The sequence below is a fragment of the Ferroplasma sp. Type II genome (genome assembly GCF_000496155.1).
In genome coordinates, this window is sequence record NZ_KI542796.1 from 1 (window position 1) to 24,693 (window position 24,693).

26 protein-coding genes, 1 tRNA gene and 1 pseudogene are annotated in these 24,693 nt (G+C 38.1%); 19 read left to right on the top strand and 9 right to left on the bottom strand.

All coding sequences use genetic code 11. The annotated features are described in order from the left end of the window. Window positions 1–404, top strand: a pseudogene (locus tag AMDU4_RS11680) (MmgE/PrpD family protein); the annotation flags it as partial. Further along, window positions 397–1,245, top strand: a complete 849-nt coding sequence (prpB, locus tag AMDU4_RS11685; RefSeq protein WP_021788169.1) for a methylisocitrate lyase — start codon at window positions 397–399, stop codon at window positions 1,243–1,245. The pseudogene AMDU4_RS11680 and the gene prpB, both read left to right, overlap by 8 nt. 213 nt (window positions 1,246–1,458) lie before the next feature. Here prpB and AMDU4_RS11690 read toward each other — a convergent pair whose 3' ends face one another. Then, window positions 1,459–2,088 carry a hypothetical protein gene (locus tag AMDU4_RS11690; protein WP_021788170.1) on the bottom strand — a complete coding sequence of 210 codons (630 nt, stop codon included), beginning with the start codon at window positions 2,086–2,088 and terminating at the stop codon, window positions 1,459–1,461. A 156-nt stretch (window positions 2,089–2,244) separates the two neighbouring features. Between AMDU4_RS11690 and AMDU4_RS11695 the strand changes: the two genes are divergently transcribed. From AMDU4_RS11695 to AMDU4_RS11705, 3 genes are read left to right on the top strand one after another with little or no spacing between them, the layout of a single operon-like run. Continuing rightward, on the top strand, window positions 2,245–3,282 hold the full coding sequence (locus AMDU4_RS11695; protein WP_290705239.1) for a hypothetical protein: 1,038 nt from the start codon (window positions 2,245–2,247) through the stop codon (window positions 3,280–3,282). Between the two features lie 27 nt (window positions 3,283–3,309). Then, window positions 3,310–4,701: a proline--tRNA ligase gene (gene proS, locus AMDU4_RS11700; protein ID WP_021788172.1), complete on the top strand. Its 1,392-nt coding sequence runs from the start codon at window positions 3,310–3,312 to the stop codon at window positions 4,699–4,701. 1 nt (window position 4,702) lies between these two features. Continuing rightward, entirely contained in the window at window positions 4,703–5,344 is a 642-nt protein-coding gene (locus tag AMDU4_RS11705; protein ID WP_290705242.1) for an HAD-IB family phosphatase, read from the top strand. Here the strand turns inward: AMDU4_RS11705 and asd are convergent. The 4 genes from asd to AMDU4_RS11725 form a co-directional block, all read right to left on the bottom strand. Then, window positions 5,336–6,358, bottom strand: a complete 1,023-nt coding sequence (gene asd, locus AMDU4_RS11710) for an aspartate-semialdehyde dehydrogenase (RefSeq protein ID WP_021788174.1) — start codon at window positions 6,356–6,358, stop codon at window positions 5,336–5,338. The two genes, AMDU4_RS11705 and asd, sit on opposite strands and share 9 nt — an antisense overlap. Beyond that, window positions 6,346–7,392 carry a hypothetical protein gene (locus AMDU4_RS11715; RefSeq protein ID WP_290705245.1) on the bottom strand — a complete coding sequence of 349 codons (1,047 nt, stop codon included), beginning with the start codon at window positions 7,390–7,392 and terminating at the stop codon, window positions 6,346–6,348. The genes asd and AMDU4_RS11715 overlap by 13 nt, the downstream gene beginning before the upstream one ends. Before the next feature lie 116 nt (window positions 7,393–7,508). Then, window positions 7,509–8,714: a (Fe-S)-binding protein gene (locus AMDU4_RS11720; RefSeq protein ID WP_021788176.1), complete on the bottom strand. Its 1,206-nt coding sequence runs from the start codon at window positions 8,712–8,714 to the stop codon at window positions 7,509–7,511. Next, entirely contained in the window at window positions 8,701–10,113 is a 1,413-nt protein-coding gene (locus tag AMDU4_RS11725; RefSeq protein WP_021788177.1) for an FAD-binding oxidoreductase, read from the bottom strand. The genes AMDU4_RS11720 and AMDU4_RS11725 overlap by 14 nt, the downstream gene beginning before the upstream one ends. A 94-nt stretch (window positions 10,114–10,207) precedes the next feature. Here AMDU4_RS11725 and AMDU4_RS11730 point away from each other — a divergent pair, with 94 nt between their 5' ends. Then, window positions 10,208–11,563, top strand: coding sequence for an MFS transporter (locus AMDU4_RS11730; RefSeq protein ID WP_021788178.1), 1,356 nt, complete (start codon window positions 10,208–10,210; stop codon window positions 11,561–11,563). On the opposite strand, the gene AMDU4_RS11735 is transcribed toward AMDU4_RS11730, so the two are convergent. Both AMDU4_RS11735 and AMDU4_RS11740 read right to left on the bottom strand, forming a co-directional pair. Beyond that, window positions 11,527–11,937 (bottom strand): molybdenum cofactor biosynthesis protein MoaE, encoded by a 411-nt coding sequence (locus AMDU4_RS11735; RefSeq protein ID WP_021788179.1) that lies wholly within the window; start codon window positions 11,935–11,937, stop codon window positions 11,527–11,529. The genes AMDU4_RS11730 and AMDU4_RS11735 overlap by 37 nt on opposite strands. Before the next feature lie 24 nt (window positions 11,938–11,961). After that, complete coding sequence (locus tag AMDU4_RS11740) at window positions 11,962–12,348, bottom strand: helix-turn-helix domain-containing protein (RefSeq protein WP_021788180.1); 387 nt, start codon at window positions 12,346–12,348, stop codon at window positions 11,962–11,964. A gap of 141 nt (window positions 12,349–12,489) precedes the next feature. On the opposite strand from AMDU4_RS11740, the gene trxA reads away from it, so the two are divergent. From trxA to AMDU4_RS11780, 8 genes are all read left to right on the top strand, one after another. Then, the gene (gene trxA / locus AMDU4_RS11745) at window positions 12,490–12,846 is read left to right on the top strand and encodes a thioredoxin (RefSeq protein WP_290705248.1); all 357 of its coding nucleotides are present in this window, start codon (window positions 12,490–12,492) and stop codon (window positions 12,844–12,846) included. Window positions 12,847–12,856: 10 nt separating this feature from the next. Next, window positions 12,857–13,813: an NAD(P)/FAD-dependent oxidoreductase gene (locus AMDU4_RS11750; protein ID WP_021788182.1), complete on the top strand. Its 957-nt coding sequence runs from the start codon at window positions 12,857–12,859 to the stop codon at window positions 13,811–13,813. A 184-nt stretch (window positions 13,814–13,997) separates the two neighbouring features. Further along, window positions 13,998–15,443 carry an amino acid permease gene (locus tag AMDU4_RS11755; RefSeq protein ID WP_021788183.1) on the top strand — a complete coding sequence of 482 codons (1,446 nt, stop codon included), beginning with the start codon at window positions 13,998–14,000 and terminating at the stop codon, window positions 15,441–15,443. Between the two features lie 68 nt (window positions 15,444–15,511). Next, the gene (locus AMDU4_RS11760) at window positions 15,512–15,805 is read left to right on the top strand and encodes a helix-turn-helix domain-containing protein (protein ID WP_021788184.1); all 294 of its coding nucleotides are present in this window, start codon (window positions 15,512–15,514) and stop codon (window positions 15,803–15,805) included. Between the two features lie 105 nt (window positions 15,806–15,910). Further along, complete coding sequence (locus AMDU4_RS11765) at window positions 15,911–16,474, top strand: nuclear transport factor 2 family protein (RefSeq protein ID WP_021788185.1); 564 nt, start codon at window positions 15,911–15,913, stop codon at window positions 16,472–16,474. Window positions 16,475–16,526: 52 nt separating this feature from the next. Further along, on the top strand, window positions 16,527–16,811 hold the full coding sequence (locus tag AMDU4_RS11770) for a hypothetical protein (RefSeq protein ID WP_021788186.1): 285 nt from the start codon (window positions 16,527–16,529) through the stop codon (window positions 16,809–16,811). Window positions 16,812–16,851: 40 nt separating this feature from the next. Next, window positions 16,852–17,334, top strand: coding sequence for an adenosine-specific kinase (locus tag AMDU4_RS11775; RefSeq protein ID WP_021788187.1), 483 nt, complete (start codon window positions 16,852–16,854; stop codon window positions 17,332–17,334). After that, window positions 17,335–17,407 (top strand) — tRNA-Arg (locus AMDU4_RS11780). It begins immediately after the preceding gene. A gap of 135 nt (window positions 17,408–17,542) precedes the next feature. On the opposite strand, the gene AMDU4_RS11785 is transcribed toward AMDU4_RS11780, so the two are convergent. Next, on the bottom strand, window positions 17,543–17,908 hold the full coding sequence (locus AMDU4_RS11785) for a nucleotidyltransferase domain-containing protein (protein WP_021788188.1): 366 nt from the start codon (window positions 17,906–17,908) through the stop codon (window positions 17,543–17,545). After that, window positions 17,899–18,306, bottom strand: coding sequence for a HEPN domain-containing protein (locus tag AMDU4_RS11790; protein WP_021788189.1), 408 nt, complete (start codon window positions 18,304–18,306; stop codon window positions 17,899–17,901). The genes AMDU4_RS11785 and AMDU4_RS11790 overlap by 10 nt, the downstream gene beginning before the upstream one ends. 478 nt (window positions 18,307–18,784) lie before the next feature. Between AMDU4_RS11790 and AMDU4_RS11795 the strand changes: the two genes are divergently transcribed. The 5 genes from AMDU4_RS11795 to AMDU4_RS11815 all read left to right on the top strand — a co-directional run bounded on the left by AMDU4_RS11795 (window position 18,785) and on the right by AMDU4_RS11815 (window position 24,563). Beyond that, a complete protein-coding gene (locus AMDU4_RS11795; protein WP_290705251.1) occupies window positions 18,785–20,287 on the top strand; it encodes an FAD-binding protein in 1,503 nt (500 codons plus the stop codon). Continuing rightward, window positions 20,280–21,635 carry an FAD-dependent oxidoreductase gene (locus AMDU4_RS11800; protein ID WP_021788191.1) on the top strand — a complete coding sequence of 452 codons (1,356 nt, stop codon included), beginning with the start codon at window positions 20,280–20,282 and terminating at the stop codon, window positions 21,633–21,635. The genes AMDU4_RS11795 and AMDU4_RS11800 overlap by 8 nt, the downstream gene beginning before the upstream one ends. Next, on the top strand, window positions 21,610–22,497 hold the full coding sequence (locus AMDU4_RS11805; protein WP_021788192.1) for a diacylglycerol kinase family protein: 888 nt from the start codon (window positions 21,610–21,612) through the stop codon (window positions 22,495–22,497). Before AMDU4_RS11800 ends, AMDU4_RS11805 begins: the two co-directional genes overlap by 26 nt. A gap of 59 nt (window positions 22,498–22,556) precedes the next feature. Next, on the top strand, window positions 22,557–23,318 hold the full coding sequence (locus AMDU4_RS11810; RefSeq protein ID WP_290705254.1) for an SDR family NAD(P)-dependent oxidoreductase: 762 nt from the start codon (window positions 22,557–22,559) through the stop codon (window positions 23,316–23,318). 123 nt (window positions 23,319–23,441) lie between these two features. Next, window positions 23,442–24,563, top strand: coding sequence for an iron-containing alcohol dehydrogenase (locus tag AMDU4_RS11815; protein WP_021788194.1), 1,122 nt, complete (start codon window positions 23,442–23,444; stop codon window positions 24,561–24,563). Window positions 24,564–24,693: the final 130 nt, after the last annotated feature.

Consider the following 24,693-nt stretch of genomic DNA (forward strand, 5'->3'; position numbering starts at 1 on the left):
GCGTTTCCATACTTGCAGATAAGGAAAAATGGCATCCCACCAACAAGGAAACAGCTGACCACAGCCTTCCATTCATTATAGCCTCGACATTAGTAAATAAGGATTTCTGGGTAAATAACTACAACGATATAAGAAACAAACAGATTATTGCATTAATGGATAAGATACATATAACCGAACTTAAGGAGTACACAGCACAGTATCCGGAAAAACTTCCCATCAGGCTGGAGGTAAAGTGCAGGGGAAAAACATTAGAAAGCGAGATTGAAATTCCAAAAGGGCATTACAGGAATCCCATGACAGACCGGGAGATAGAATCAAAGTTTGTAAGGTTAACAGGAATTACTGACACACTGGAGGATATGTGGACAATGGAGGACAGAGAGGTGGTCGAACTTGTCTGATCTTCTTAATAATAAATTTTTATCTGTTCCCGGTGTTTACAATCCTTTTTCCGCATTACTTGCAGGGAGAAAGGGCTTCAAGGCAGTATATCTCTCCGGTGGAGGTTTAACAGCTTCCATGGGCCTTCCTGATCTGGGGGTAATTACGCTCACAGAACTTGCAGGCATGGTAAGAAGCATTCATGAAATTACTGATATACCAATAATAGTTGACGCAGACACGGGCTTCGGAGAAACATTGAGCGTATACAGAACAGTAAAACTTCTCGAAGAAGCCGGTGCATCGGCAATACAGATAGAGGACCAGGTTTCACCCAAGAGATGTGGGCACCTCAATGGGAAGGAAGTAGTGTCGAAGGACAATATGGTAGAAAAGATCCGGGCTGCCAGTGCCGCAAGAAAAGATTCCTTGATAATTGCAAGGACCGATGCAAGGGCAGTCACCGGAATGGATGATGCACTGGAAAGGGCAAAAACATACGTTAAGGAGGGTGCAGACATTGTATTCCCAGAGGCACTTACAGACCGTGAGGAATTCAGGTATTTTGTGGAGAATACTGATTTTCCACTGCTGGCAAATATGACAGAATTCGGAAAAACTCCATTTATAAAGGCCTCAGAATTTCAGGAAATGGGATACCGCTTTGTTATATTTCCGGTAACTCTATTTAGAATAGCAGCCAAGGCCATGGACGATGCACTGGAAGCATTAAAGGTTCAGGGCACACAGGAAGGAATTATAAACAACATGATGACCAGAAAGGAGCAGTATGAAGTCATAAACTACGATTTCTACCAGGATTTCGACAAAAATATAGCCAGGAGGAAGTTAAAAAACTGAAACAGATTATTCCTTTCCTAAATTCGATACCGGCAATTGTTGCATATATTTTTATTGTTAATTTATGAGTTAAAATACCATGCATAGGTGTGTTTTTGACCTAATAGGCTATCCAGTAAAAGTGATTTTTGTATATGCGCTATAAAGATATTGATCAAGCAGGCACTGCAACGCTTCATAATACCCATTTCATTTTCATGATTATAGCAAGTACTAAAGCATTTGACCGTCTTTTCCATCATTAATTACTGATATTCTGTCATTGAATAGTGGCTTTATGCTGTTATTTATCTTCATTAATGCGCTCCTTACTGTAAAGGGGTTTTCAGGGCATCCATAATCCGTTTTAGACTCTTCATTATACAGGGTGCATTGTTTCTCATCATATTTTATGCTGAAGTTGTCTGTCATGGCATATTTTGCCAGCACAATTTTTATTCCTCCTGGCTCTATTCCCTTCCAGCCACCTTCCAGTACGGAATATCTACTCCCTCCTGATAGGGTGTAAAGAAAAGCAACAAGCAATGTAGAATCGGAATTTTCAATTACTGCAAGAGGAGCGTTATTGGCCTTTGCGGAAACATTTACCAGTGCCTCTGGTTTTGTTACAAAATCAACATTAAAATTCTTATAATATAGTGGATAGAATGCGTTACCGAATGCATATATCTCTGAAACCTTGTGATTTTCCTCTATGCCTCTTAAGAGTATAAACGACCTGGTAGTGCTTCCCATATTTTCAAAATTCCACTGCACTATTCCGCTGGATTTGTCATACCATGTGTAATTTACCTTTACTGGATTCTCTGTCAACTGATCGGAAATAAACCCTGCTATTCTCATAAAAATATAAAAGAATTATCCTATAAAAACCTTTACTAATAAAATATTTTTTTCATTATCGCAGCAGATATTATATATACAGTGTTTCTGGAAAACGGGGGCAAAAAACACACAGTAACAGATTAAATTATTAATAATATGGTTATAACCTTGTCAATGGCATATAAGGGATTGGATTCGGGCTGGTTTCCCGTGGTGCTGGGTACATTATCTATTTCTCTGGCTTTCTTTATAATTTACCTGGTATTTCACAGCAAGTTTCTGTTTGAAGTTGGAAAAATAATATATTTCATAGTTCTAATATTTTTTGCATTTGTATTCGTTTCATGGGTTTTCCGGTATATAAAGAATAAAAATCTCATAATGGAAGATTATAAAGATATTACAAAATTTAGCTTTATTGCATTCCTTGGAGTGCTTTATTATGCCTTTGCATTCTTCTATACTTCATATGTAGGATTAAATGGATCTGTGGCATATCTTTTCTATTACCTTTTCCTGTTTTTTTACACTGTAGTAATTTTGATCAACATAGTCCTAAATTATAATCTATATACCAATAAATATAGTTTCGGCAGAGTAACATATGCCATCCTTGTCCCCTCCATAGTCATGAGCGCGAACATAATATTATCTTCTGTCATGTTGACTCCACCAATGTCTAAGTATTACAGCCTCAGTATACTCCGTACAGTTTATTTTATGGTAATGATTGCCTTTGGCATTTCCTTTTTCCAGTTTCTCTTTGTGGGAATATCAGCCTATATATCACATATAAGCGACAGGCAAAATTATCTTCAAACTGCCCCGACAGCAATGATTCCTGTGGGTGCCTTAAGTATGCTCATAATAAATATCATGTTTATGCCGCAGTTTAATTACATAGGCATATTCTATGTTCCTCTAAATTTTGCAGTAAACACATCAGTCATGTTATGGGGGTTTGACCTGTTCCTGTTTCTTGTTTCAGGGGCAGTAGCAATCACACACATCCGGCAAAGGCAATCCATGGCAGTCTGGGCATATGTTTTTCCCACTGGGATTTCAACCTTTTCAGATTATATGATATACAGCGTTACAAAACTGGAGATTTTTGTTTATTCCATAGTAGCATTCACGGTAGGACTTATAATTTTATACATATATGCATGGATAAATACTTATCTCCTGACAGAGACCCAGGTTAAAAAATAATATATAATGGTTAAAGATAAATGTCAGATGGAAAATAATAAAACTAATTTCAGTGAATGGTACAACGAAATTATAGACATTGCAAAATTAAGCGACAAACGTTATAATATCAAAGGAATGAATGTCTGGCTGCCCTACGGGCTTAAAATAATGCATTCAATAGATTCGCTTCTGAGAGAATATTCCGGTGACAGTGGAATAGAAGAGGTAAGTTTTCCTGTATTAATATCAAGAGAACAGCTCGAAGTGGAATTTGAGCATGTAAAGGGCTTTGAAAATGAAATATACTGGGTTACCAAAGGTGGCACAACTCCACTGGACATAGATCTGGCACTTAGGCCAACAAGCGAGGCGGCAATGTATACCATGTTTCCTTTATGGATAAGGTCACATACGGACCTTCCATTCAGGATATTCCAGATAGTGAATGTGTACCGTTACGAAACAAAGCATACCAGATCATTCATACGGGTCAGGGAAATCCACTTTTATGAGGCTCATACGGCACACAGGGATTTTGATGATGCTGAAAGGCAGATGGATGATTATTTAAAAATAATGGAAAGGCTTTCAAATGATCTGTGTATTAATTTTTCCATGGACATAAGGCCTGACTGGGACAAATTTCCCGGAGCTATGTATTCAGTGGCATTTGATACACCAATGCCCGGATATCGTTCCCTGCAGATCGGTACAATACATGAGTACGGTGAAAATTTTGCAAAGAATTATGGGATCAAATATCTGGATGAGAAGGGTGATATGAACTATGTTTCACAGACCACATTCGGCCTCAGTGAACGCCTGATGGCTGCAGTAATAGGAATCCACGGTGACGACAGGGGTCTGGTATTGCCATATAAACTTGCGCCTGTACAGGTAATAATAGTTCCCATACCTGGAGATAATTATGATGAAATTCTGGAATATTCAGACAATATACAGTCAAAATTAAGGGAAATAGGAATAAGGTGTAAGGTCGATAGGAGCGATTATACACCAGGATATAAATTCAATGACTGGGAAATGAAGGGAGTTCCTGTAAGAATTGAAATAGGAAAAAGGGAAGTTGCAGAAAAAACTGTGACCATATCATTAAGGACAAGGAAGAAAAAGATAAGAGCAGAATTAGAGGATATCAGAGATATGTATGAATACCTCCAGGAAGTTAATTCTGACATTCAGGCTAAGGCCTCTGAATTTTATAAAGCCAACACACTTTTTATTGACAGTATGGAAAAAATAAATGAAGATAAAATGATAATGGCATACTGGTGCGGGGCAAGGGAATGTTCTGACAAAATAGAAAAAATATCTGAAAAGGTTGCACTTGGGGCAATAAGAAATATTGATTTAACAGGGCCATGCATTGTATGTGGAAAGCCGGGGAAAATATCTTCCTTTTCCAGGACTTACTGAAATGATAAAAATAATTTTCTTTGATATGGATGGTGTTCTTACTGCGGAGAAAAGCAGCTGGTTCTATGTCAACAATAGACTGGGAATAAATAACAGGGAGAACTTTCTTAAGTATATGGACGGAAAACTGTCATATGAGGATTTTTTTATCAGGGATATCAGGGCATGGATAGAGAAATATCCAGGAATAAGATACGATGATATCAAAAAAATACTGGATGAAATAGAACCAATGCCCGGGCTTGAAAATGCCATATCATACCTGAAAAGAAAGGGTATTATGTCCGTAATCGTTTCCGGTGGTATTTTATGGCTTGCAGAAAGGCTGGTGAAAGATTTTGGCATCGATGAAGCATATGCCAATGGGATTTTTTTAGACAGCACAGGCAAGATTATCCCTGATGGAGAAGTTCAGGTTAATCCTTTAAAAAAGGACACAGTCATGAAAAAAGTAATGGAAAAATATAATGTTTCACCGGAGGAATGCATTGCCGTTGGTGATTCGGAATCGGATTACTCGATGTACAGGGCTGTGAACAACTTTATAGCTTTCAACAGTGACAGCAAGGCACTTTCAAAAATATCTAAAATAACTTTAGGTGGGAATATTATGTCTGTTATAAATTATATAAAATCAAATTAAATTCATCTGCTTCATAGTTTCAAGGGTAAGTATGGTAATTCCTGCAGCTCCCCTTACAAGATTGTTTCCAAGGATTACCATTCTCAGGTTCCCGTCATTATAGGAAATTCTGCCTATATGGACTTCCATGCCATTGTATGTGTCTATGGCATTCTGAGGCCTGTCCTCTTCGTCATGTACAACTATGGGATGTTTCGGTGCATTGTACAGTCCAGTGAATCCACGGAGTGGTGAAAAATTTTTGATTCTTGCAATCAGGTTTTCAATATCCGGTCTGCTTTTCAACTCCACATTCAGTATACCCATGTGCCCTACCTTAACAGGAACCCTTACCGATGTTACAGACATCCTGATTTTTCTGCTATTTATTTCTCCATTTTCTGCCATGCCATACATCTTTGATATCTCTGCAGGTATCTTTTCTTCCTCTCCATGGATATATGGTATTATATTATCATCAATGGACATATAGGGCAGTCCAGTAAATCCAGCACCGCTAATTGCCTGCATTGAAACCAGAAAAATCCGTTCATAGTCAAGTCCAAGTATCTCGCCTATTGGCATGGCCATTATGGCAGATGTGCAATTTGGGTTTTTAACAAATTTTGTGTCCTTTCCTTCAAGTATTCTTAGATGTTCAAAATTAAGTTCAGGATTTATAAGTGGTATATCCTTTGAAAGGCGGTATGGCGAGGCATTTGATATGACATTTATTCCATTTTTTACCAGTTGAATTTCCGCAGATTCCGCAGCCTCAGGTGGAAGGGCAGAAAGTACGTAGTCCACATCCCTATTATCCTCAGGAGATGAAGATACAAGCCTCATATCACGGAATTTTTCCGGTATGCCACCCTGCTCTATCCAGCTAACTGTTTCTGAATATTTTTTTCCTATTCTTGAATCAGATGCACTCAGCTTAACCAGTTCAATGTATGGATGATTCTCCAGAAGCCTTATCATTTTCTGGCCTACCATGCCAGTAGATCCCAGAAGCGAAACCCTTATTTTATCCATAGAGGTGCCTCCTGGAAGCATCTTTTGTTGTTTATCAGGTCATCATCAACAAGGAGTGACAGTGAAAGGCCATCCATGTGGTACAGATGTTCCTGACCTATTGCAGAAATTATATTACCGCTTATATCTGGATCAGAGAGCCCATGCCCTATAAAGACCAGCATGTTTTTACCGCTGTCATTGCCATAGCCAGTGAGTGCCACGCATTTGACGCTGTTCACTGGTTTTTTGGTTATTCTCGTTATGCCTTCCTCATATAGTGATTCCACAGTTATGTTTATATCCATTCCAAGTACGGGAACAAAGGTTTTGTAATTAAAATTTTTTACGCCGAAATGGGACATTTTAAGAACTTCACTCATGGAAACCTCTGGAAGAGTTCTGGAATTTTCGAATACCCTTGGATCGGAAGTCATTATTCCCGGAACATCGGTTATTATCCTTACATCACAATTGAGCACCGATGCAAATACCATGGCAGTATAATCACTGCCACCACGGCCTACGGTTGTAATCTGCCCATCTTCTGTGGCACCATAAAATCCTGGTACTATGGTAAAATCACCTAAAACAGTATTCATAATCTTCTTAGCCGTTTTATCCATAATGCAGTTAGAATTGCTGAAAACATCATCCGTAACCAGCAATGGATCTATTATATAAGAGGCATTGAATCCATTGTCCTTAAAGAAATTATACAGCAGGACAGTTGCCATTCTCTCCCCATATGATATTATATTATCCCGCAAAGACAAAGAATGTTCCCTCAGGACGAGGTCCCTCAATTTATCTCTGTATTTCATGAGGATTTTAGCAGTTTCTGGGTTAACATTTATTGTGTTAATATGCATGTTGTAAATATTATCAATAATCCCTGTGTTTTTTGTCTCATAGGCATTTATTAACATATTCGTTACATTCTTCAGAGCGGATGTAACAATAATGCAACTATGGCAGTCCATCAATTTTTGTTTTATAAGGAGTAAATCTTCCTTATTTTTCAATATTGATCCACCGATCTTTACAACTTGCATTTTACCACTTTCATTTTGTATAACACTTCCATATAAAGGTTTTTCGAAATCAGTATATAACAAAATGAGGGAGAGTAATTAAATATACAATTTCTGAGTTTAAATATTCAAAAACATCATTTATTCTGAACAAGTTTTCCCATAAATTCTGAAAAATCCCAGACATTTTTGTCATAAGCAAGACTATTGTAGCATAATGGGCATATTGTGACGATGTTGTCGGATTTCTTTTTCAGATCAGCATATCTCTGCATGGAGACCTTGCCTGAAATATCAGGGAAAAGAAGTTCATCCGGCCCTCCACAGCACATTGTTGATTTGCCATTTCTCTCAGGCAACCTTATTTCTGCAACTGAATTCAATATGTCAATGGCTCTGAAGCTGTTGTTGTGCAATACCATGTGGCACGGTTCCTGGACAGTTATATTACCATTGAAATTCCTGTATTTCAAATCCAGTAGATCTGTATAATAAACTATTTTTATCTTATAATTCTTTATGAATTTAGGATATATGTTCTGAAAAATGTCATATGTATGGGGATCAATAGCAATAATTTTTTTTACACCTTTTTTCACCAGTAATGCATATACCCTTTCTGCATATTCCCTGAATTCATCTATATATCCTAAATCGTAGAGAAACATTCCAGGATATGGCTCCTCAGTACCCAGGTATCCGAATTTGACACCTGATTTCTGCAACAGTGATACAATATTTCTAAGGTCGGATTCCATCTTCATCTTAAGTTCCCTGTCATAGAAATGCCTTGATATCTTTATTAACGATATATGGCTATTGAGTGCAGAGGCCACATTTTCCACTAAATCCTCATCAATGTACTTTCTTATCCTGTTGATCTGCCTTGTATATGGCATCATCTGGTACATTTGGCCTGTCACCATAAGTGTGCTGCACTCATCAAATTTGATGCCATCTGCCCAGGAAGCTGCTTCTTCCTTGAGCCCCAGTGGATTTTCATAATTCATTATGCTTGTTTTTATCATTTCTGCAACAGGATTTTTCTTACCAGCCTTACCAGAAACAACCAGTTCCCTCATCAGCTCGCTGACAACTCCAGCATTCACACCTGCCGGACACACGTTCACGCATGCGTAGCAGTCAAGGCAGGAATAGAATGAATCACCAAGTTCAAGCTCATCCGGATTATTTTTTATGGCAAAATCAGCTAGAATAACCCTTCCACGTGCTCCGAAGACTGAGTTGAATCCATCAGCACTCAGAGTGGGGCACACACTCTCGCAGAATCCACAACTTATGCATTTACCGGTAATATTCTCTATCTCTTCAATCAGGTTCATAGAAAATCTTACCTCTGTTGAGTATATTATTAGGGTCGAAAGCTTTCTTGATAAGTTTCATGATTTCCAGGGAGTATAGTGAATTCCTTGCCCTATATTCTTCGTAGAGAAGAAGGTTTTTTTCGGTTCCAATTCCGTGTTCCGCTGAAACTGACCCATTATGCTCTATGGCAACCTTTGCAATGTCCATCTGGAGTTTCTCCATTTTTTTTCTTCCCTCCTCTGTATTGTCCATGAACATATTGGCATGTATGTTTCCATCACCTATATGCCCGAAAAGTGTTGTCTTGATTCCATCTTTTTTGACATATTCCTCTATCTCTTCAAGAGAATCGGCAAGCTGGCTGGAAGGCACAATCACATCACCTATTACTACAAGCTGCCTGCTGTTTTCCCTCTGTTCCAGGAGTGCAGAATATGCACCCTTTCTGGCAGCATATATTTCATCCATCCTTTTCTGGTCCCTGACCACTATCACATCCCTGGAGAATTTACTCATAATATTCTGGATTGCCCCAATCTTTTTCTCCAGTGCCTCTGAAGGGCTGTCAACATCTACCATAAGAAGAAATTTTGTATAATCAGGTATTTCAAGCCCCATGGCTTTCCTTATTGAATTTATGGTACCCAGATCCATGAATTCCGACATTATGGGTGTAATCCCCTGGCTTTTTATGGTATCCATGGATTTTCCCACAGATTTTATATCACTGTAAAAACCTATGATCCTTGCAGTGGCTTCAGGCAAAGGTTCTATCTTCAGTATGGCCTTAGTTATTATCCCAAGTGTCCCCTCACTTCCTATCATTAATGCAGTGAGATCATATCCAGCACTGCGTTTGAGTGTATACTCCCCTGTCCTTATAATATCACCGGTTGGGAGGACTACCTCCATGCCCAGTACCCACTCCTTTGTGGCACCATACCTCACTGCCCGTAAACCTCCAGCGTTGGTGGACAGTGAACCGCCTATGGTGGATGCCCTGGAACTTGCAGGATCAGGTGGATAAAAGAAATTGTATTTCCTGAGCTCACTGTTCAGAGTGTCTATCCTGACTCCAGGTTCACATACAATATATCTTGATGATATGTCCATATCAAGTATCCTGTTTAAATTCATAGTGCTGAGAATAACCCCTGAAAAGCTACCTGTGGATGAGCCTGTCAGTGAAGTACCACCACTTCTTGCAGTCACATTGATTTTGTATTTATTGCATATTCTCATAATATCTGAAACCTGGTCTGTGTTTTTTGGGAGGCATAGGGCAAGAGGCATTATACCTTCTATATAGGAAGCATCTTTCATATATGGTATCAATTCCTCCTTTGCTGTAAGTATATTCTCTTTCCCCACTGTATTTACCAGTTCGGAGACGGCATTTTTTTCCTTGACCTGCATAGAGAATGTAAAACTTACTGGCTATTAATTATTTCCATAGTCCGGTAATCCTGTTTCTGCAAAGGTTTTTATCTCTACTGCATTTAAGAATGCTATGGAATCCAACAGTGTGGCCGAATTTGTCTACAGACATGATAATATAAAGGGCATATACATGGTTTTCATAGCATCAGCCAGTGTATTCCTGGATGTGTGGGATCTGACAGCATTCGGATTTGTGCTTACATTCTTCAGGGCAGACCTCAATCCACTGGGCATAATGCTTGGCATTTCCATTGCGGCAGCCAATATTGGTGCCATAGGGGGTGCCATCCTTGGTGGATACCTTACTGACAGATTTGGGAGGAAAAGGCTTTTGATGTACAATATGGCAATATTCATTGTTTTTGCATTCTTAATTGCTGTATCCACTAACATATACGAATTCACCATATTCAGGATAATAATGGGTTTTTCAATAGGTAGTGATGTTGCCACAGGATTTTCCTATATCTATGAATATATAAGCAGGGGACAGAGAAACCATTATTACTCACTGTGGGCATACAGCTTTTCCGTTGTTGCACTGATTGCTGTGGGTTCTGTATTCCTTCTGGATAGAGCAATACACAACGATTCTGTCTGGCGCTACATCTTCGTTATAGGGGGAATATTCGCAGCCATAATCCTCCTCCTCCGATCAAGGCTGACGGAAACTCCAATATGGCTTTATGGCAATGGTAAATACCGGGAAACCCGTAAGGTCTTAAGGAATGTATATGGCAGGGATTTGGATATAAAAGCATCTGAACATAAAAACAATACAGGTCTGAAGAACCTTGTATCCATATTCTACAGGGGGCTCAACAGGGAATTCCTTTTTGCCTTTTCCCTGAACGGTATAGTTGGATTCATTGGCTGGGGCTTTGCATTTTACATTACATATATGCTGGAAATATTAAAATTTCTGACATTTTATCAGATACTGGAGGCAGATGCAATAATATACAGTTTTGGATTTGCCGGTGCAGTGATATCACCTTTGCTGGCAAAACATTTCGGCATATACCGTGCAGCTGTAATTCCATCCATAATTGCTGCAATATCCATATTTGCACTGTTTATGGCATTCTCCAGAATACTGCCGGTATACTCTGTAATACCATTATCCATAGTCATCATTTTCATGAATTATTCAGGCCCAATGGCATACAATGCCGTTCTGAATGAGTTTATACCCACTTCATTAAGGGGAATAGGAAACGGCTGGAACTATATGTTCAATAAAATTATGGAGGCAGTGAGCGGCCTGACAGCAGGGGCAATACTGGTGCTTGTGGGATTGCAATTCAATGCTATAATATTATTCCTCATAGTTTCCATATTTACTGGAATAGCAGTTTATACTGGCCGGTCAAAATATTTCACTAAGGGTTATGTTTCAGACTTCCAGACTTCGCCGGAGGAATAAACTTCCTTTTTCCATATGGGAGGCAAAATTTTTATTTGGTCTATTATGTACTCGCATGCATGGAATGCATCTCCTCTGTGTTCAGATGATACAGCTATGCCGATTGAATCTTCACTAAGATTTACTCGCCCTATCCGCTGAATAATTGAAACATCCATTATTGGATATCTTTTTCCTGCCTCATCCACAATTTCTTTTATCTTTTTAATTGCCATTTCCTCATATGCCTCATATATAAGACCTATAACATTTTCCGATGTTTCATCCCTTGATCTTACAGTTCCAAAAAATGTAACTATGGCTCCTGCCTCCCTGCTCCTCACTTCATTTATGAGGTCTTCTGGAATTATTTTATCTTCCTGTATCCTGATCATTAGAGTAACTATTGCCAGATACTATTAATATTTTTGATATATTTCATGTTTGAATTCTTTATCTATATCATTTAACAGGCATTGAAGCACAGCATGGAAAGCTTTTTCTTTCTCATTGATTAAATCACTTATCTTTGCAGAGCTGATTCTTGTATATGAATAATAATATCCTCCACGCTCCATTACATTTTTTTTCTTTGTGACCAGTCCAGTTCCAACAAGTCTCTGGAGAGACCTAAATACAGTTGTCCTGTCCTTCTGAATCTTCATGGCTATATCATCCAGAGTCTCACATGTGTCCCTGGTGAGAGAATAAAGAACGGCAACATCAGATGGTGACAGATCGAAAAAATATTCAAACATATCCCTGCAGGTGGCATTTTCATCCAGTATCTGATTAAAGGAACCCATATTTCTATATTGTGTATTTCTATATAACTATATTGCATTGTTTTTACAATACCATACAATACAGTTAAATATCTTTTTGAAATATCTTTTTAACAGTTATGCTATAATAATGGCATTATGCTGTTTATGGAGGTAATTAGAATGGAAAACAACAATGTATTTGGTAAGAGTACAGGAAAAAGCGGGCCAGTTGAGTTAAACGACAGGAATTTCCAGTCATTTGTAAATTCACCGAAATTATCAGTTATCGACATGTGGGCAGCCTGGTGTGCACCATGCAGATATATCTCTCCTGTGATAGACGAGCTTTCAGGAGAATACTCTGATGTGGCAAATTTCGGAAAGGTAAATGTGGATGAAAATCCCGTTACATCAAGGAACCTCAGGATAGAGAGCATACCAACAATCATGTTCTTTAAAAATGGGAAGGTTGTGGACATGTCAATAGGTGTTGTTCCAAAGGAATTCCTGATCCAGAAAATCAAAGACCTGGCATAATGGTGGTATTATGGATACCTATGATACCATAATAGTTGGCGGTGCATCTGCGGGGCTGTCCGCAGCAATTTATGCCTCCAGGCAGGGCATGAAAACCCTTGTAATTACAAAGGATATAGGCGGCCAGGCATTGCTTACCACAGATATACAGAATTATCCTGGATTTGACATGATAGGCGGATTTGAACTGACAGGTAAATTCAAGGATCAAGCCCAGAATTATGGAACAGAGTTTCTATATGATGAGGTACTGAAAATTTCCAGAAATGGTGATAATTTCACAGTGAAAACCGCTAATAAGGAATTTTCATCAATGTCAGTGATACTTGCATTTGGCAAGACTCCAAGGGATCTTAATGTAAGTGGTGAGGCTGAACTAAAGGGCCACGGGATATCTTACTGTGCAATATGTGATGGTCCACTGTTTCGGGGAAAGGAGGTTGCAATAGTGGGAAACGGAAGTCATGCCCTTGAGGCTATGATATACCTGTCTTCTGTTGCCGGCAAGGTTCATTATATAACCAATGGGAGAAAACTGCTCGGGGAAGATGAAATGCTGGAAACTGTAAACAGTATAAAAAACAAGGAAATCTTTTTTGGCAGTACATTAATTTCGGTAAATGGCAAACAATCAGTAGAATCCATAACCTTTGAAAATAAATCCAGTGGAAAAAGAAACACCCTGCCAGTCTCAGCTGTATTTGCCGAAATGGGATATATAGCAAAATCTGGCTTTGTGAAAGACTTAGTGAAACTGAATGAAAATAATGAGGTAATAGTGGATAAATTCTGTAAAACCTCCACCGAAGGTATATTTGCCTGCGGCGATGTAACCGATACACCATACAAACAGGCCGTGATATCTGCCGGCCAGGGTGCCACAGCAGCCCTCTCGGCGTATAACTATGTACAGAAAAGAAAGGGAAAAGTGGCAGCAAAAAGTGACTGGAAACTTATTAAACATTAATTTTTTTTGATTAGAATATACTCTTACGATTTTTGGATTTTTTTAATGATATAGCAAAGGATAATATTCGGCATATAAAGAACAGTAGATTTTGGACTATATTACTATTTTAATTATATTAAATCTGAGAATTTGTAACGAAAAACCTTTATACTATTTAAAGATAATACATACAGGTGTAAAAATGGTTATCACGCACACCAAATTAAAAAGAGACTCTGTTGGGCTTACTCAGGGAGTTTTTCAATCTCTGGGGCAGGTGGCGCCGGCGGCTGATATAGCCATATTGCTGGTAGCATCATTCTCAATTTCAGGAGCCCAGACAGTTATGTCTGTAATAATAGGATGGATAATTTATGCATTATGGATGGTAACTCCATATGAGTTTTCAAAGCTCAAATCTAATTCTGGGAGTTATTACGCTTATGCTGCAGGTGCCACTGACAAGGGCAGGCTTGGTCCAATAACGGCACTGAGTTTCATGTACTACGACATTACCGGTGCAGCATTCGGAATACTTGGATTATCAGCCTTTATATTCCTTATGGCACCCTCGGTAACTTCCATTCCATATCTCTGGATACTTTTCGCAGGTATGTTTACGGCATTTATTATCATAGTAACATATCTTGGAATACGGCCTTCATTGAACTATACTGCAATTGCAGGACTCCTTGAAATTATGTTCCTGCTAATTGGTTCGATAATTATAATAATAAGGGTGGGAGCACACAATTCTGTTGTACCATTTGAGGTAAGCGGGCCATACAGTATTGGATTTTCATCCATTATGTTTGCATCGGTATTCTCAATACTGGATTTTACCGGTTCAGGAGTTGTCACAACCATATCAGAGGAAATAAGCAAGCCCAAAAAGAACATAGGAAAATCAATAGTAATTGCTATGATCCTCACAGCAGTGGCACTGATTCCGGCAGCCTATGCACTCACAGTTGGATGGGGTGTTAGCAATATAGGAAGCTTTGCAACACATAGTGATGCAGGACTTACAGTATTCTCCAGATATCTGGGTCCTGTCGGCCTGGTGCTGCTTATTGTCTTCACCATAAACAGCTATCTCTCCAACGGTGTTTCAAAGGCCACTGCAGTTAGCAGATGGTGGTACTCTGCAGCCAGGGACCATGTGGTGTTCCCGGAAACCATTGGAAAGATAAACGAGAAGCATCATTCTCCTGCCAATGCAGTTGTAATATGGGCACTGCTTTCATTTGTCTTAGATGTTGTCATGGGGCTTATTTTCGGTCCACTGAGTGCCGCATTTGTTCTTGAAGCAGGTACTGGAATATCCATAATCATAGTTCATATGATAGCAAACACATCTCTGACAATATACACAAAAAGGGTAGACAAATTCAATCTCCTGAAGCATGGTATATTGCCATCCATAGCTACCATCCTGGGACTTATAGTCGTATACTTTACCATGAGCAATATCTTCACCAAGTTCTTTACTGCTCCAAGTGCGGTAAATGACGCATATTTTGCATCCTTCATAATTACAATATTGTGGATACTGGGAGGCGGAATTGTGGTGACCATGTATTACAGAATGAAAAAGCCAGAAATTTTAAGGGATGCAGGGGAATTCAATATGAAATCCCGGACTTAAATTATTTTTTTTATAATTTGTGTATTTTTTTATGGTAATATTTAAATTGTAATGGCAATAACAAACTTATGGATTTTCCGGACGAATACCATAGAATACTGTGGTGGCTTCTAGTTGCAACCCGTGGCGGGCAGAAAAGGGCCATGATCATGGAAATATTGCGGGACAATCCGGAAAACATCAATAAAATAGCTGAAGCATTGAAATCTAATTACAGGACAGCTCAACATCACATAAAGGTACTTCTTGACAATGGAATAGTAAGAAAAGAGGGCGATGGCTATGGATGTATTTATTTTCTTTCCGATTATTACCAGAAAAATTTTCACATGGTAAGAGAGATAATTGAAGAAAAGAAGTAATTGTATTATAGTATGCTTATCCTTCTGTATATAATTTGTAAATGAATTGCATATAATTTTGAAATATGCATTTATACATTACAGGAAATAGATAATAGATCTAAAATGAACTGGAAAATCATATCAGCAGTTTTTATAGCACTGACCATAATATTCGCAGGTGCATTTATCGGTGTCTATTACATGGACAGCTCGGCCATAGCCAGGGATAAAACACAGCTGGAAGTAAACGACGCCCGTGAGCTTTCAACTGAACACTGGAACCAGATAGCTATTGAGAATTCCTCGATTATCATGCAGCAATACGCAGGAAATGCAACATTGCACTGGATAGGAGGCCCATTAAACGGCACATACCACGGAACATCTGCAATAAACACCACATGGAATAAGTTCTTTACAGCATGGCAGGCAGTATGGTTCTATGCATCAACCAGTACAACGAATAATCCAGTAGTAACAATAAACGGAAACACAGCAACAGTAACAGCCAATTTCGTTCAGTTTATAGTACAGAATAGTGCAACACATGCATTCCAGTACATAAATACAACATACCGCATCGAGTATTACAATGAAGGCCACTCATCAACAGGACCTGTGAACTATATGATAATAAATGAAACGTTCCACATAACCGGTGCAGGTAACATATCCTCGCTCCAATAATTAATTATTTTCATATAAATTTAAATATTTATCATACAATAATGGTGCAACTATGGAGTTATTCTGGATTTCAGATATGGCAATTGCGGCATTTGAACTCATTGCACTGGCTGTGCTTTTAGTATATTATGTGGGTTATTACAGGCATTTACATGCCAGAGTATATTCACAGATTATAGGATTTAGTTCAATTTTCATCCTCCAGAGTGGAATTACCGTTTATATATATTACTACTTTTCCCATTTTCTTGGACCTGATGTTGCAATACCTCTTATGTTTATAAGCCTCCTGGGAGTTGCCGGTATAATCATGCTTTTTAACTTTTTAAGGCAGTAATATGGAATAAATTAATATCTGTTTATTCAATTAAGTTATTATGGAAATTATTACCGTAGAAATTGAAAAACCCGATGGCGTGAATGTTATACTGGGTTATTCCCATTTCATCAAGACGGTTGAAGATATAAATGAGATAATAAAAACAATAATTCCGGCATGTGAATATGCTATAGTATTTTCTGAAGCTTCCGGTGATAAATTAATCCGCTATGAAGGAAATAGCAAAGAATTAATAGATTATGGCATAAACAATATAAAAGCAATTTCAGCCGGGCATACTTTTATTATACTCCTGAAAAATGCCTTTCCCATAAGCATATTACCACAACTGAAAATGAGCCAGGAAGTGGGAACAATCTTTGCTGCCACTGCAAATCCGCTTAAGGTAATATTAGCAAAAACAGAAAATACAAATGCTATAATAGGGATCGCGGATGGCTATTCCCCAGTAGGAGTTGAACAGGATTCGGACAAAGAAAAACGCAGGAAACTTCTCAGGGATATAGGTTATAAATCTTAGGGGCCCGTGGTGTAACGGATTATCATATAGGCCTCCGGAGCCTATAATCCGGGTTCGAATCCCGGCGGGCTCAGATTTTTGTATATTATATATAAAATCAAAAATATCACTGTGGTAAGATAACACTCAAATGCTGAAATCTTAATTCCCGGCTACCTACTCTGTTGAATAAAATAGCATAATAATAATTCGATCCTTACACTTATTATTACATTAATTTATAGTCATCTTTTATTGTTATGGAATTTTTTAACGCCTCTTTCCATGATGGTTTTAAAAGCATTTTTTGTGCTTCCATATAATCCCAACAAATTATATCAGCATAATTGATTTCATCATACAGTTCAGGCAGAATATATGGGCGATCTAAAAATCTTATATTCTTAAATTTATCTGATATAACTATTATATCTATATCGCTCCACAAATTAAAATCTCCCCTGGCGTATGATCCAAACAATATGAAGGTTACATTCCCCAATTCTCTGGATAACTCTGTTGCATACTGGTTCAGTAGATTTAATGTGCGTTTATGCTTTTCTCTTCTAATTTCAATTTCCTCATTTATTGGCAATTGGGCATCACCTCTTTTACATAGGATATGATTTTCGCTGCCGATTCTTTTGCAAGAAGAGCATCATTATCCGTAAAATGTTCCCATGGGGAGCCTTCGGTAAACGCATCTGGGTATCTTGGTGATATATATAACTTATCAAGATATGATATTGCATTCTTTATTTCCATATTAGGTCCGAATATTTCAGTAACTTGATTGTATAGATTCAGTATTCCATGGCCAAAAGCATTCTTTCCAAAGGATAATAGTATACTTTTAATGGCCAGTTCTCCACATTGTTGAGCCTTAAAACATGCCCAGCTGTAACCCTTATTATTAATATCAGAATCGATGAGATTATAGGTGTACAGTGCCTGGTCAAACCAACGATGAAATTCTTCGCAATCCAATTCCATAAATGTCTATATAATAACGGCAATTTAAAGTTTTATCATCGTGAACGAAAAATATTACACCCTTAGGAGAAAAAATAAAGGAAATGCAATATCTAAAAATTACAATCCAATGTGGAATGCCTGATTTCTGAACACATTATCTATTATTGGTTGAAATATGCAACCTTTATTGCTGGAGAATGCCACAAGGTTAACACGCATTCCGTGGAGAAACAGCTACAAATGTAGCGAATTGGGAATATTACCATATCAGAAAAATATGAATGGAGGATATATTACATATCATTACCATTCCTAGCTATGCTGAGAAAAACCTAAAACAAAATTACAATAATTCTGTACATACATCAATGGCAAAAGTTAGTGATAGTTAATCGTTAATAAGTTAAGTTTTAAAAGAAGCAATCTTTTAAATTTTTATACATCTCTCATATTGTTGCCCGGCATAACGTTATATATTATCTTCTATTTGTATTATGTGTTAATTCCGGTTCTATATGGTGAAGATATAAGTAGGGATTTTTCTCCAGAGTTTAAGGTAATAGAAAATATGTTTGAGGTGCATACAAATGTTGTCTGGGACGGAAATAGAAATATAGATGAAAATATGTATAGTGGCTCTGAAACCGATTTAAAGAGGTTTTTTCCGGAAGGAAGTTTCAGTATTGACATAAAATCAAGGTTTTTACACTCAATTGGAAAATCATCTCCTGAAATTCTTGAATCAAGGTACAATGCTTCTATGCCAATAGTTGAAGGTGTTGTCTATCCTGAATATAACAATCTAAATAGTATAATGGATGGCATAAAAAATTCCGGATTAAAGGCCTTAGTGTTTGGAGGTGGCACAAATGTAACCGGCTGTTTTAGATTAAAACCCGGATCTGGCGTTATTGCAATAGACACATCCAGGCTTAACAGCATATCATTGAAGGGAAATACTGTAACAGTTGGTTCGGGAACATATGGCCCAGAACTGGAAAAAACACTGAATTCACATGGATATACCTGTGGCAATTTTCCAGAATCCTTTAACTACTCGACCGTGGGTGGATGGATAGGTACATTGGAAAACGGACAGGAATCCAACCAGTATGGTGGTATAGAAAATGCAATTATCTCGGTCAGGGCAATAACGTCTCAGGGGGAAATAGATGACAGAATTGTTCCCAGAGAATCATCCGGGTTCCCAGCAAAATCCGCATTTCTGGGCAGTGAGGGGAAATATGGGCTAATAGTTGAGGCTACCCTAAAGACTTTCCGGCAGCCTGCAAAAAGATTTTTCAAATCCTACTTCTTTAAAAGCTTTAACGACGGAATAGAAGCAATAAGAACCATGGATAGGTTTCCCACGATTCTCAGGCTTTCCGATGAAACCGAAACCAGTATTGCCATTTCAAGTGGAGGCGATTCATCGCTTAAAAGGCTGTTTTTGAACTATCTTAAAATGCGTGGTGTCGGAAAAGGGGCAATGATGATAGGAGTAAATAATAATTCACAGTTCCCGGATAAAATTTCAGGCGGCATTTCAGCGGGATCATTTGCAGCCAGGCAGTGGTTCAGGGAAAGATATACAAGACCTGCAATGGCAAATATTCTCTGGAAACATGGATATGTACCGGATACCCTGGAAACCTCTGCAATGTGGGATGTTATGCCAGCCCTTCATGAAAGCACCATCCAGAAATTTCATTCAATTGAAAAGGAAAGGGGATTTAAGGGCATTATAATGGCACATCTCTCCCATATGTATGAAACAGGTGCATGCATTTATTTTACCTTCATAATAAGATCGGAAAATGCCATGGAAGACCTCAGTGCAGTACGGGAAAGTATAATGAATAATTTTATAAAAATGGGGGCCGCGCTGTCAGATCATCACGGCATGGGCACGTACCTTAAGAAATATCAGCATCCTAATAAAATAAGAATGCAATCTCTGCTTGATGACAATCTCTTCTCCGGGTGGAAAAATGAGTGATGAATTCTCCAGAGATACCAGGAAGAACATCATTAATTCCATAGAGGGCAAGACATATGAGGTGACTATAATAGGCGGTGGAATAACCGGAGCCGGAATTGCAAATATACTGGCAGAAAACGGTGTGAGCACATTGCTGGTTGAAAAAAACGATTTCTCTTCTGGTACCAGTTCCGGATCATCAAAGCTTATCCACGGGGGATTAAGATATCTTCAGAATGGTAGATTTCTGGAGGTTTTTCGACTTTTAAAGGAGAGAAATTATCTTATTGGGCATACTGATATAGTCAGGCCTATAGAATTTCATATATTTACCGGAAAAAAGATGTGGAACAGGATAGAACTTGGAATCGGAATGTCGCTTTACAATTTATTGTCTGGAAAATTCCCATTGCCCCGGCATGTCAGGAATACTGGAACTTATCCAGGGGGAATTGATGGATATTATAGCTATATGGATGGAATTACTGTGGACTCAGAACTCGTGATTTATAACATAGTTTCAGCCCAGAGGCATGGAGCATCTTGCCTGAACTACATGGAAGCAAAGGCAATAAAAAAATACAATGGAGCTTACAGTATTACAATTTATGACAGTATTTCTGGAACGCATAAAACAATCAACTCCAGGATAGTTATAAATGCAGCTGGACCCTGGGGTAACGGGGTATTAGAGATAGCAGGAATGCCCACAGAACAAAATTTCAGGCTCAGCAAGGGAATTCATATTGTTTTTCCCTTTTCTGTCTGGGGAAGAAAAAATGCGGCTGTTATCAAATCCCTCATTGATGGCAGGCAACTTTTTATTATACCTTCAGGGGAGGTAGCATATATTGGAACAACTGACAAATTTATAGATAATCCTGATGATTTTTCTATAAATAGGGAAGATATCAGGTACCTGATTGAAAGCATAAGTCCATTCTTCCCAGAATTTAAAGAAGATAAAATTATTGCTGCTTTCTCAGGAATAAGAGTTTTACTGGGTGCTGGAAATGACCCTGGAAAGATATCAAGGGATTTCAAAATATCGGTGATTGATAATTTCATCTCCGTACTTGGGGGCAAAATAACAGATTACAGGGTAGGTGCAAGAAAGACAGCTAAAATTGTTTCGGGTATATTGAACAAACCACTGAAAATAAAGAATATGCCATATATAGATTATTCAAGGAAGTCTCAGAGCCTGGAAGAAATAATAAAATACGAATGCCCGGTAAAACCGGAAGATATCATAAGGCGGAGACTGGCCTTAAGCATTTATTCACCGGATCTTGGGAAATCAATGGAGGAAAGAATTTATACATTAATGGAGGTGAGCCATGAGGATCCACATACTGGGAAATGAATATGCTGGTTCGGGAAATGCGGGCAGGATAATGGAGGAGATCCGATTGTTGTTGAATAATTATGATGTAACTTCTTCATACACAGAAAAAAACCCGCAGAATTTTATTAATTTTATTGAAAAGAATTTAGATATAAAATACCTCATTACAGTTGGGGGTGACGGAACAATAAATTATGCAGTACAGGCTCTGGCTGGAAAAGATATAGTTCTGGTTCCTGTTCCTGCTGGCACAGGTTCCGACTTGTCCAGAACGATCGGGCGCGTAAACATTAAAGAAATTCCAGAGATTCTCTCCACTGGAAAATTCAGAAATATAGATCTCGGACTTGTTCATATAAACGGAGAATCCCGATATTTTATAAATATCATGGAATCAGGACTCGGTGGCATGGTAATGGAAAGGGTTAATTCCATCCGGCATAGAAGTGGATTAACCTTTATTCACGCAATACTTTCGTGCATTATGAAAATGAAGCCGGTCATGTCGGATATAGAAGTTGGAAAGGAAAGTTTTCATGAAAATATCATAGATATAATAATTGCAAACGGCCAGTATTATGGAAAGGGAATACACGCATCAACCGAATCCCTTATAGATGATGGATTTCTTGATGTGCATATAATAAAGTACATGCCAAAAATCAGAATTCTATTCAAATTGTTGTCTCTGCGTAATGGTACCTACATAAGGGATAAATATGTGATAAACAGAAGGGCTCAAAAAATCAGCGTTAACTGCAACAGCATTGTGGAAATAGATGGAGAAACAATTAATGCCAACACTTTCACTATTGAATCCTGCCATAATGCCCTGAAGCTTTTCCAGGAATTAGGTAATACATCATTAAACAAGTCTTAAATAGAATTTTGAATTAAATATGGAATAAGAAAAATTCAATGAATATGGCGGGGATAATTATGTATGATATAAAAGATAAAGTATGTATTGTAACAGGATCTGGAAGGGGAATCGGAAAATCAATTGCAATTAAACTTGCAGAGGCGGGGGGAAAGGTTGTTGTCAACGTCAGAAAGCATGTGGATGAAGGTATGGAAACACTGAAGGAAATTAATAGCATTTCGGAGGGAATTCTTGTGGTTGCTGATGTTTCCACCGGAGAGGGTAGAAAAAGAATTTTCAGTGACACGAATGAAAGATTCGGAAATCCCAACATTCTGGTCAATAATGCAGGTGTTGGTTTTGTGGAACCATTCGGAAGCACAGATGAAAATCATCTTCAGGCAATGTTCACTACCAATCTATTTTCACCCATATGGCTTTCAAAAGAATTCATGAATATTTCACAAAAAGGTGTCATAATAAATATGGCATCACTGGCCGGAATATCACCATTTCCAGGATTATCTCTGTACGGCATGACCAAAGCAGCACTGATAAGCCTTACAAAATCTCTTTCCCTGGAACTGGCTCCCTACAATATAAGAGTCAATGGTGTGGCCCCCGGGGTTGTGAAAACAAGGATGGGAGACAGTTTGTTAAAAATAATGGATCTTAACGAACAGGATTTTGCCAAAAAATTCACCCTTACTGGAAAGCTAATAGAGCCGGATGAGGTTGCAGATACTGTTCTCTATTTAATCAGGAATGAATCAATGACCGGACAGGTTATAACCATAGATTCCGGTGGAGAACAGATGGCTACAGATTATTTCAGGTAGGGTTCTAATGTTCAAACAATAATATTAATATAGGGATAAAGAGTATATTTATCATGTGTTTTTTTAATAGGTCAATGCTCTATATGGAATTTAATATTTCAAGAATAGATAGGGGGTGTGTAAATGTGGTATTTTAGATCCCCTCAAGTTATATTTGGAGAAGATTCGCTTTCATTTCTTGAAACATTATCAATAAAAAAAGCAGTAATAGTGACAGATAAAAACATCAGGAGAGCTGGCCTAGTTGACATAGTTAAGGGCAATATGCCTGATACTGAGATATTAATAGTGGATGATATTCCCGAGGAGCCAAAATACAGGGATATGGCAAAACATTTAGATGACATAAATAATTTCTCTCCGGAATATTTTATATCCATAGGCGGGGGATCGGTTATAGACAGTTCAAAAATTTTATTCTTTAAATATGAACGCCCTGATCTTGAATTCTATGATGTAACCCCTCTGGTAAAACTTAATTTGAGAAAAAAGAGCCATTTAATTGCAATTCCAACCACCAGTGGAACCGGATCAGAATGCACATGGGCCGCAATGGTTTCTGATGAAATGGAAGTAAGAAAGGATGAACTGGCATCTCCAGAAATAATGCCTGACTATGCTATCCTGGATCCGCAAATGGTGAAATCTTTACCGAAAGCGCAGACAATAAATACTGCAACAGACGCAATCACCCACGCAATAGAGGGATATACAAGCAGGTGGAGCAATCCATATTCTGATGCCATGGCAGAAAAAGCTATTGATCTCATCATACCATCTATTGTCAAACTGGTAAAAAATCCGGAAAATATGGAGTTGAGAAACAATATACATATTGGGGCATCTATGGCAGGCCTGTCATTTTCCAATTCACAGATTGGACTTGCACATGCTCTCGGGCACTCGTTGGGAGCCATTTTTCATGTAGTTCATGGGAAATCGGTCGGGGTAGTTCTTCCCAATGTCATAAGGTTCAATTATGATTCTGTGAGGGAAAAATATAACCGGCTTAATAATATAATTCCTGAGGAATACAGAGAAAAAACTCTGGATCAATCCATAGTTCATATATTTAGGGATATAGGACAGGCCACCAGGGTCTCTGAAGCAGGACTAGATGAGAAAACCTTTAATGCCAACCTGGATAAACTGGTAAACCTCGCATCTGAATCTACAGGGATAATAACAAATCCCGCAGATGCAGGTATGGATGATATAAGGAACCTGTTCATAAGTTCGTGGTAAGTTGATTTATATCCGAATTTTATTCATGGTTTAATTCTCACAAATGTGAAGTGATTTTAATCATATGTAATGGATAATACATGAATATACATTCCTTATATTTATGCTATTTACAGCGGAAGTTCCATGA

Excerpts from the sequence above, each read along its gene's own strand:
- AMDU4_RS11690 (WP_021788170.1), bottom strand. The coding sequence starts at position 2,088 with ATGAGAATAGCAGGGTTTATTTCCGATCAGTTGACAGAGAATCCAGTA.
- AMDU4_RS11695 (WP_290705239.1), top strand. The coding sequence starts at position 2,245 with ATGGCATATAAGGGATTGGATTCGGGCTGGTTTCCCGTGGTGCTGGGT.
- proS (WP_021788172.1), top strand. The coding sequence starts at position 3,310 with ATGGAAAATAATAAAACTAATTTCAGTGAATGGTACAACGAAATTATA.
- AMDU4_RS11705 (WP_290705242.1), top strand. The coding sequence starts at position 4,703 with ATGATAAAAATAATTTTCTTTGATATGGATGGTGTTCTTACTGCGGAG.
- asd (WP_021788174.1), bottom strand. The coding sequence starts at position 6,358 with ATGGATAAAATAAGGGTTTCGCTTCTGGGATCTACTGGCATGGTAGGC.
- AMDU4_RS11715 (WP_290705245.1), bottom strand. The coding sequence starts at position 7,392 with ATGCAAGTTGTAAAGATCGGTGGATCAATATTGAAAAATAAGGAAGAT.
- AMDU4_RS11720 (WP_021788176.1), bottom strand. The coding sequence starts at position 8,714 with ATGAACCTGATTGAAGAGATAGAGAATATTACCGGTAAATGCATAAGT.
- AMDU4_RS11725 (WP_021788177.1), bottom strand. The coding sequence starts at position 10,113 with ATGCAGGTCAAGGAAAAAAATGCCGTCTCCGAACTGGTAAATACAGTG.
- AMDU4_RS11730 (WP_021788178.1), top strand. The coding sequence starts at position 10,208 with ATGGAATCCAACAGTGTGGCCGAATTTGTCTACAGACATGATAATATA.
- AMDU4_RS11735 (WP_021788179.1), bottom strand. The coding sequence starts at position 11,937 with ATGATCAGGATACAGGAAGATAAAATAATTCCAGAAGACCTCATAAAT.
- AMDU4_RS11740 (WP_021788180.1), bottom strand. The coding sequence starts at position 12,348 with ATGGGTTCCTTTAATCAGATACTGGATGAAAATGCCACCTGCAGGGAT.
- trxA (WP_290705248.1), top strand. The coding sequence starts at position 12,490 with ATGGAAAACAACAATGTATTTGGTAAGAGTACAGGAAAAAGCGGGCCA.
- AMDU4_RS11750 (WP_021788182.1), top strand. The coding sequence starts at position 12,857 with ATGGATACCTATGATACCATAATAGTTGGCGGTGCATCTGCGGGGCTG.
- AMDU4_RS11755 (WP_021788183.1), top strand. The coding sequence starts at position 13,998 with ATGGTTATCACGCACACCAAATTAAAAAGAGACTCTGTTGGGCTTACT.
- AMDU4_RS11760 (WP_021788184.1), top strand. The coding sequence starts at position 15,512 with ATGGATTTTCCGGACGAATACCATAGAATACTGTGGTGGCTTCTAGTT.
- AMDU4_RS11765 (WP_021788185.1), top strand. The coding sequence starts at position 15,911 with ATGAACTGGAAAATCATATCAGCAGTTTTTATAGCACTGACCATAATA.
- AMDU4_RS11770 (WP_021788186.1), top strand. The coding sequence starts at position 16,527 with ATGGAGTTATTCTGGATTTCAGATATGGCAATTGCGGCATTTGAACTC.
- AMDU4_RS11775 (WP_021788187.1), top strand. The coding sequence starts at position 16,852 with ATGGAAATTATTACCGTAGAAATTGAAAAACCCGATGGCGTGAATGTT.
- AMDU4_RS11790 (WP_021788189.1), bottom strand. The coding sequence starts at position 18,306 with ATGGAATTGGATTGCGAAGAATTTCATCGTTGGTTTGACCAGGCACTG.
- AMDU4_RS11800 (WP_021788191.1), top strand. The coding sequence starts at position 20,280 with ATGAGTGATGAATTCTCCAGAGATACCAGGAAGAACATCATTAATTCC.
- AMDU4_RS11805 (WP_021788192.1), top strand. The coding sequence starts at position 21,610 with ATGAGGATCCACATACTGGGAAATGAATATGCTGGTTCGGGAAATGCG.
- AMDU4_RS11810 (WP_290705254.1), top strand. The coding sequence starts at position 22,557 with ATGTATGATATAAAAGATAAAGTATGTATTGTAACAGGATCTGGAAGG.
- AMDU4_RS11815 (WP_021788194.1), top strand. The coding sequence starts at position 23,442 with ATGTGGTATTTTAGATCCCCTCAAGTTATATTTGGAGAAGATTCGCTT.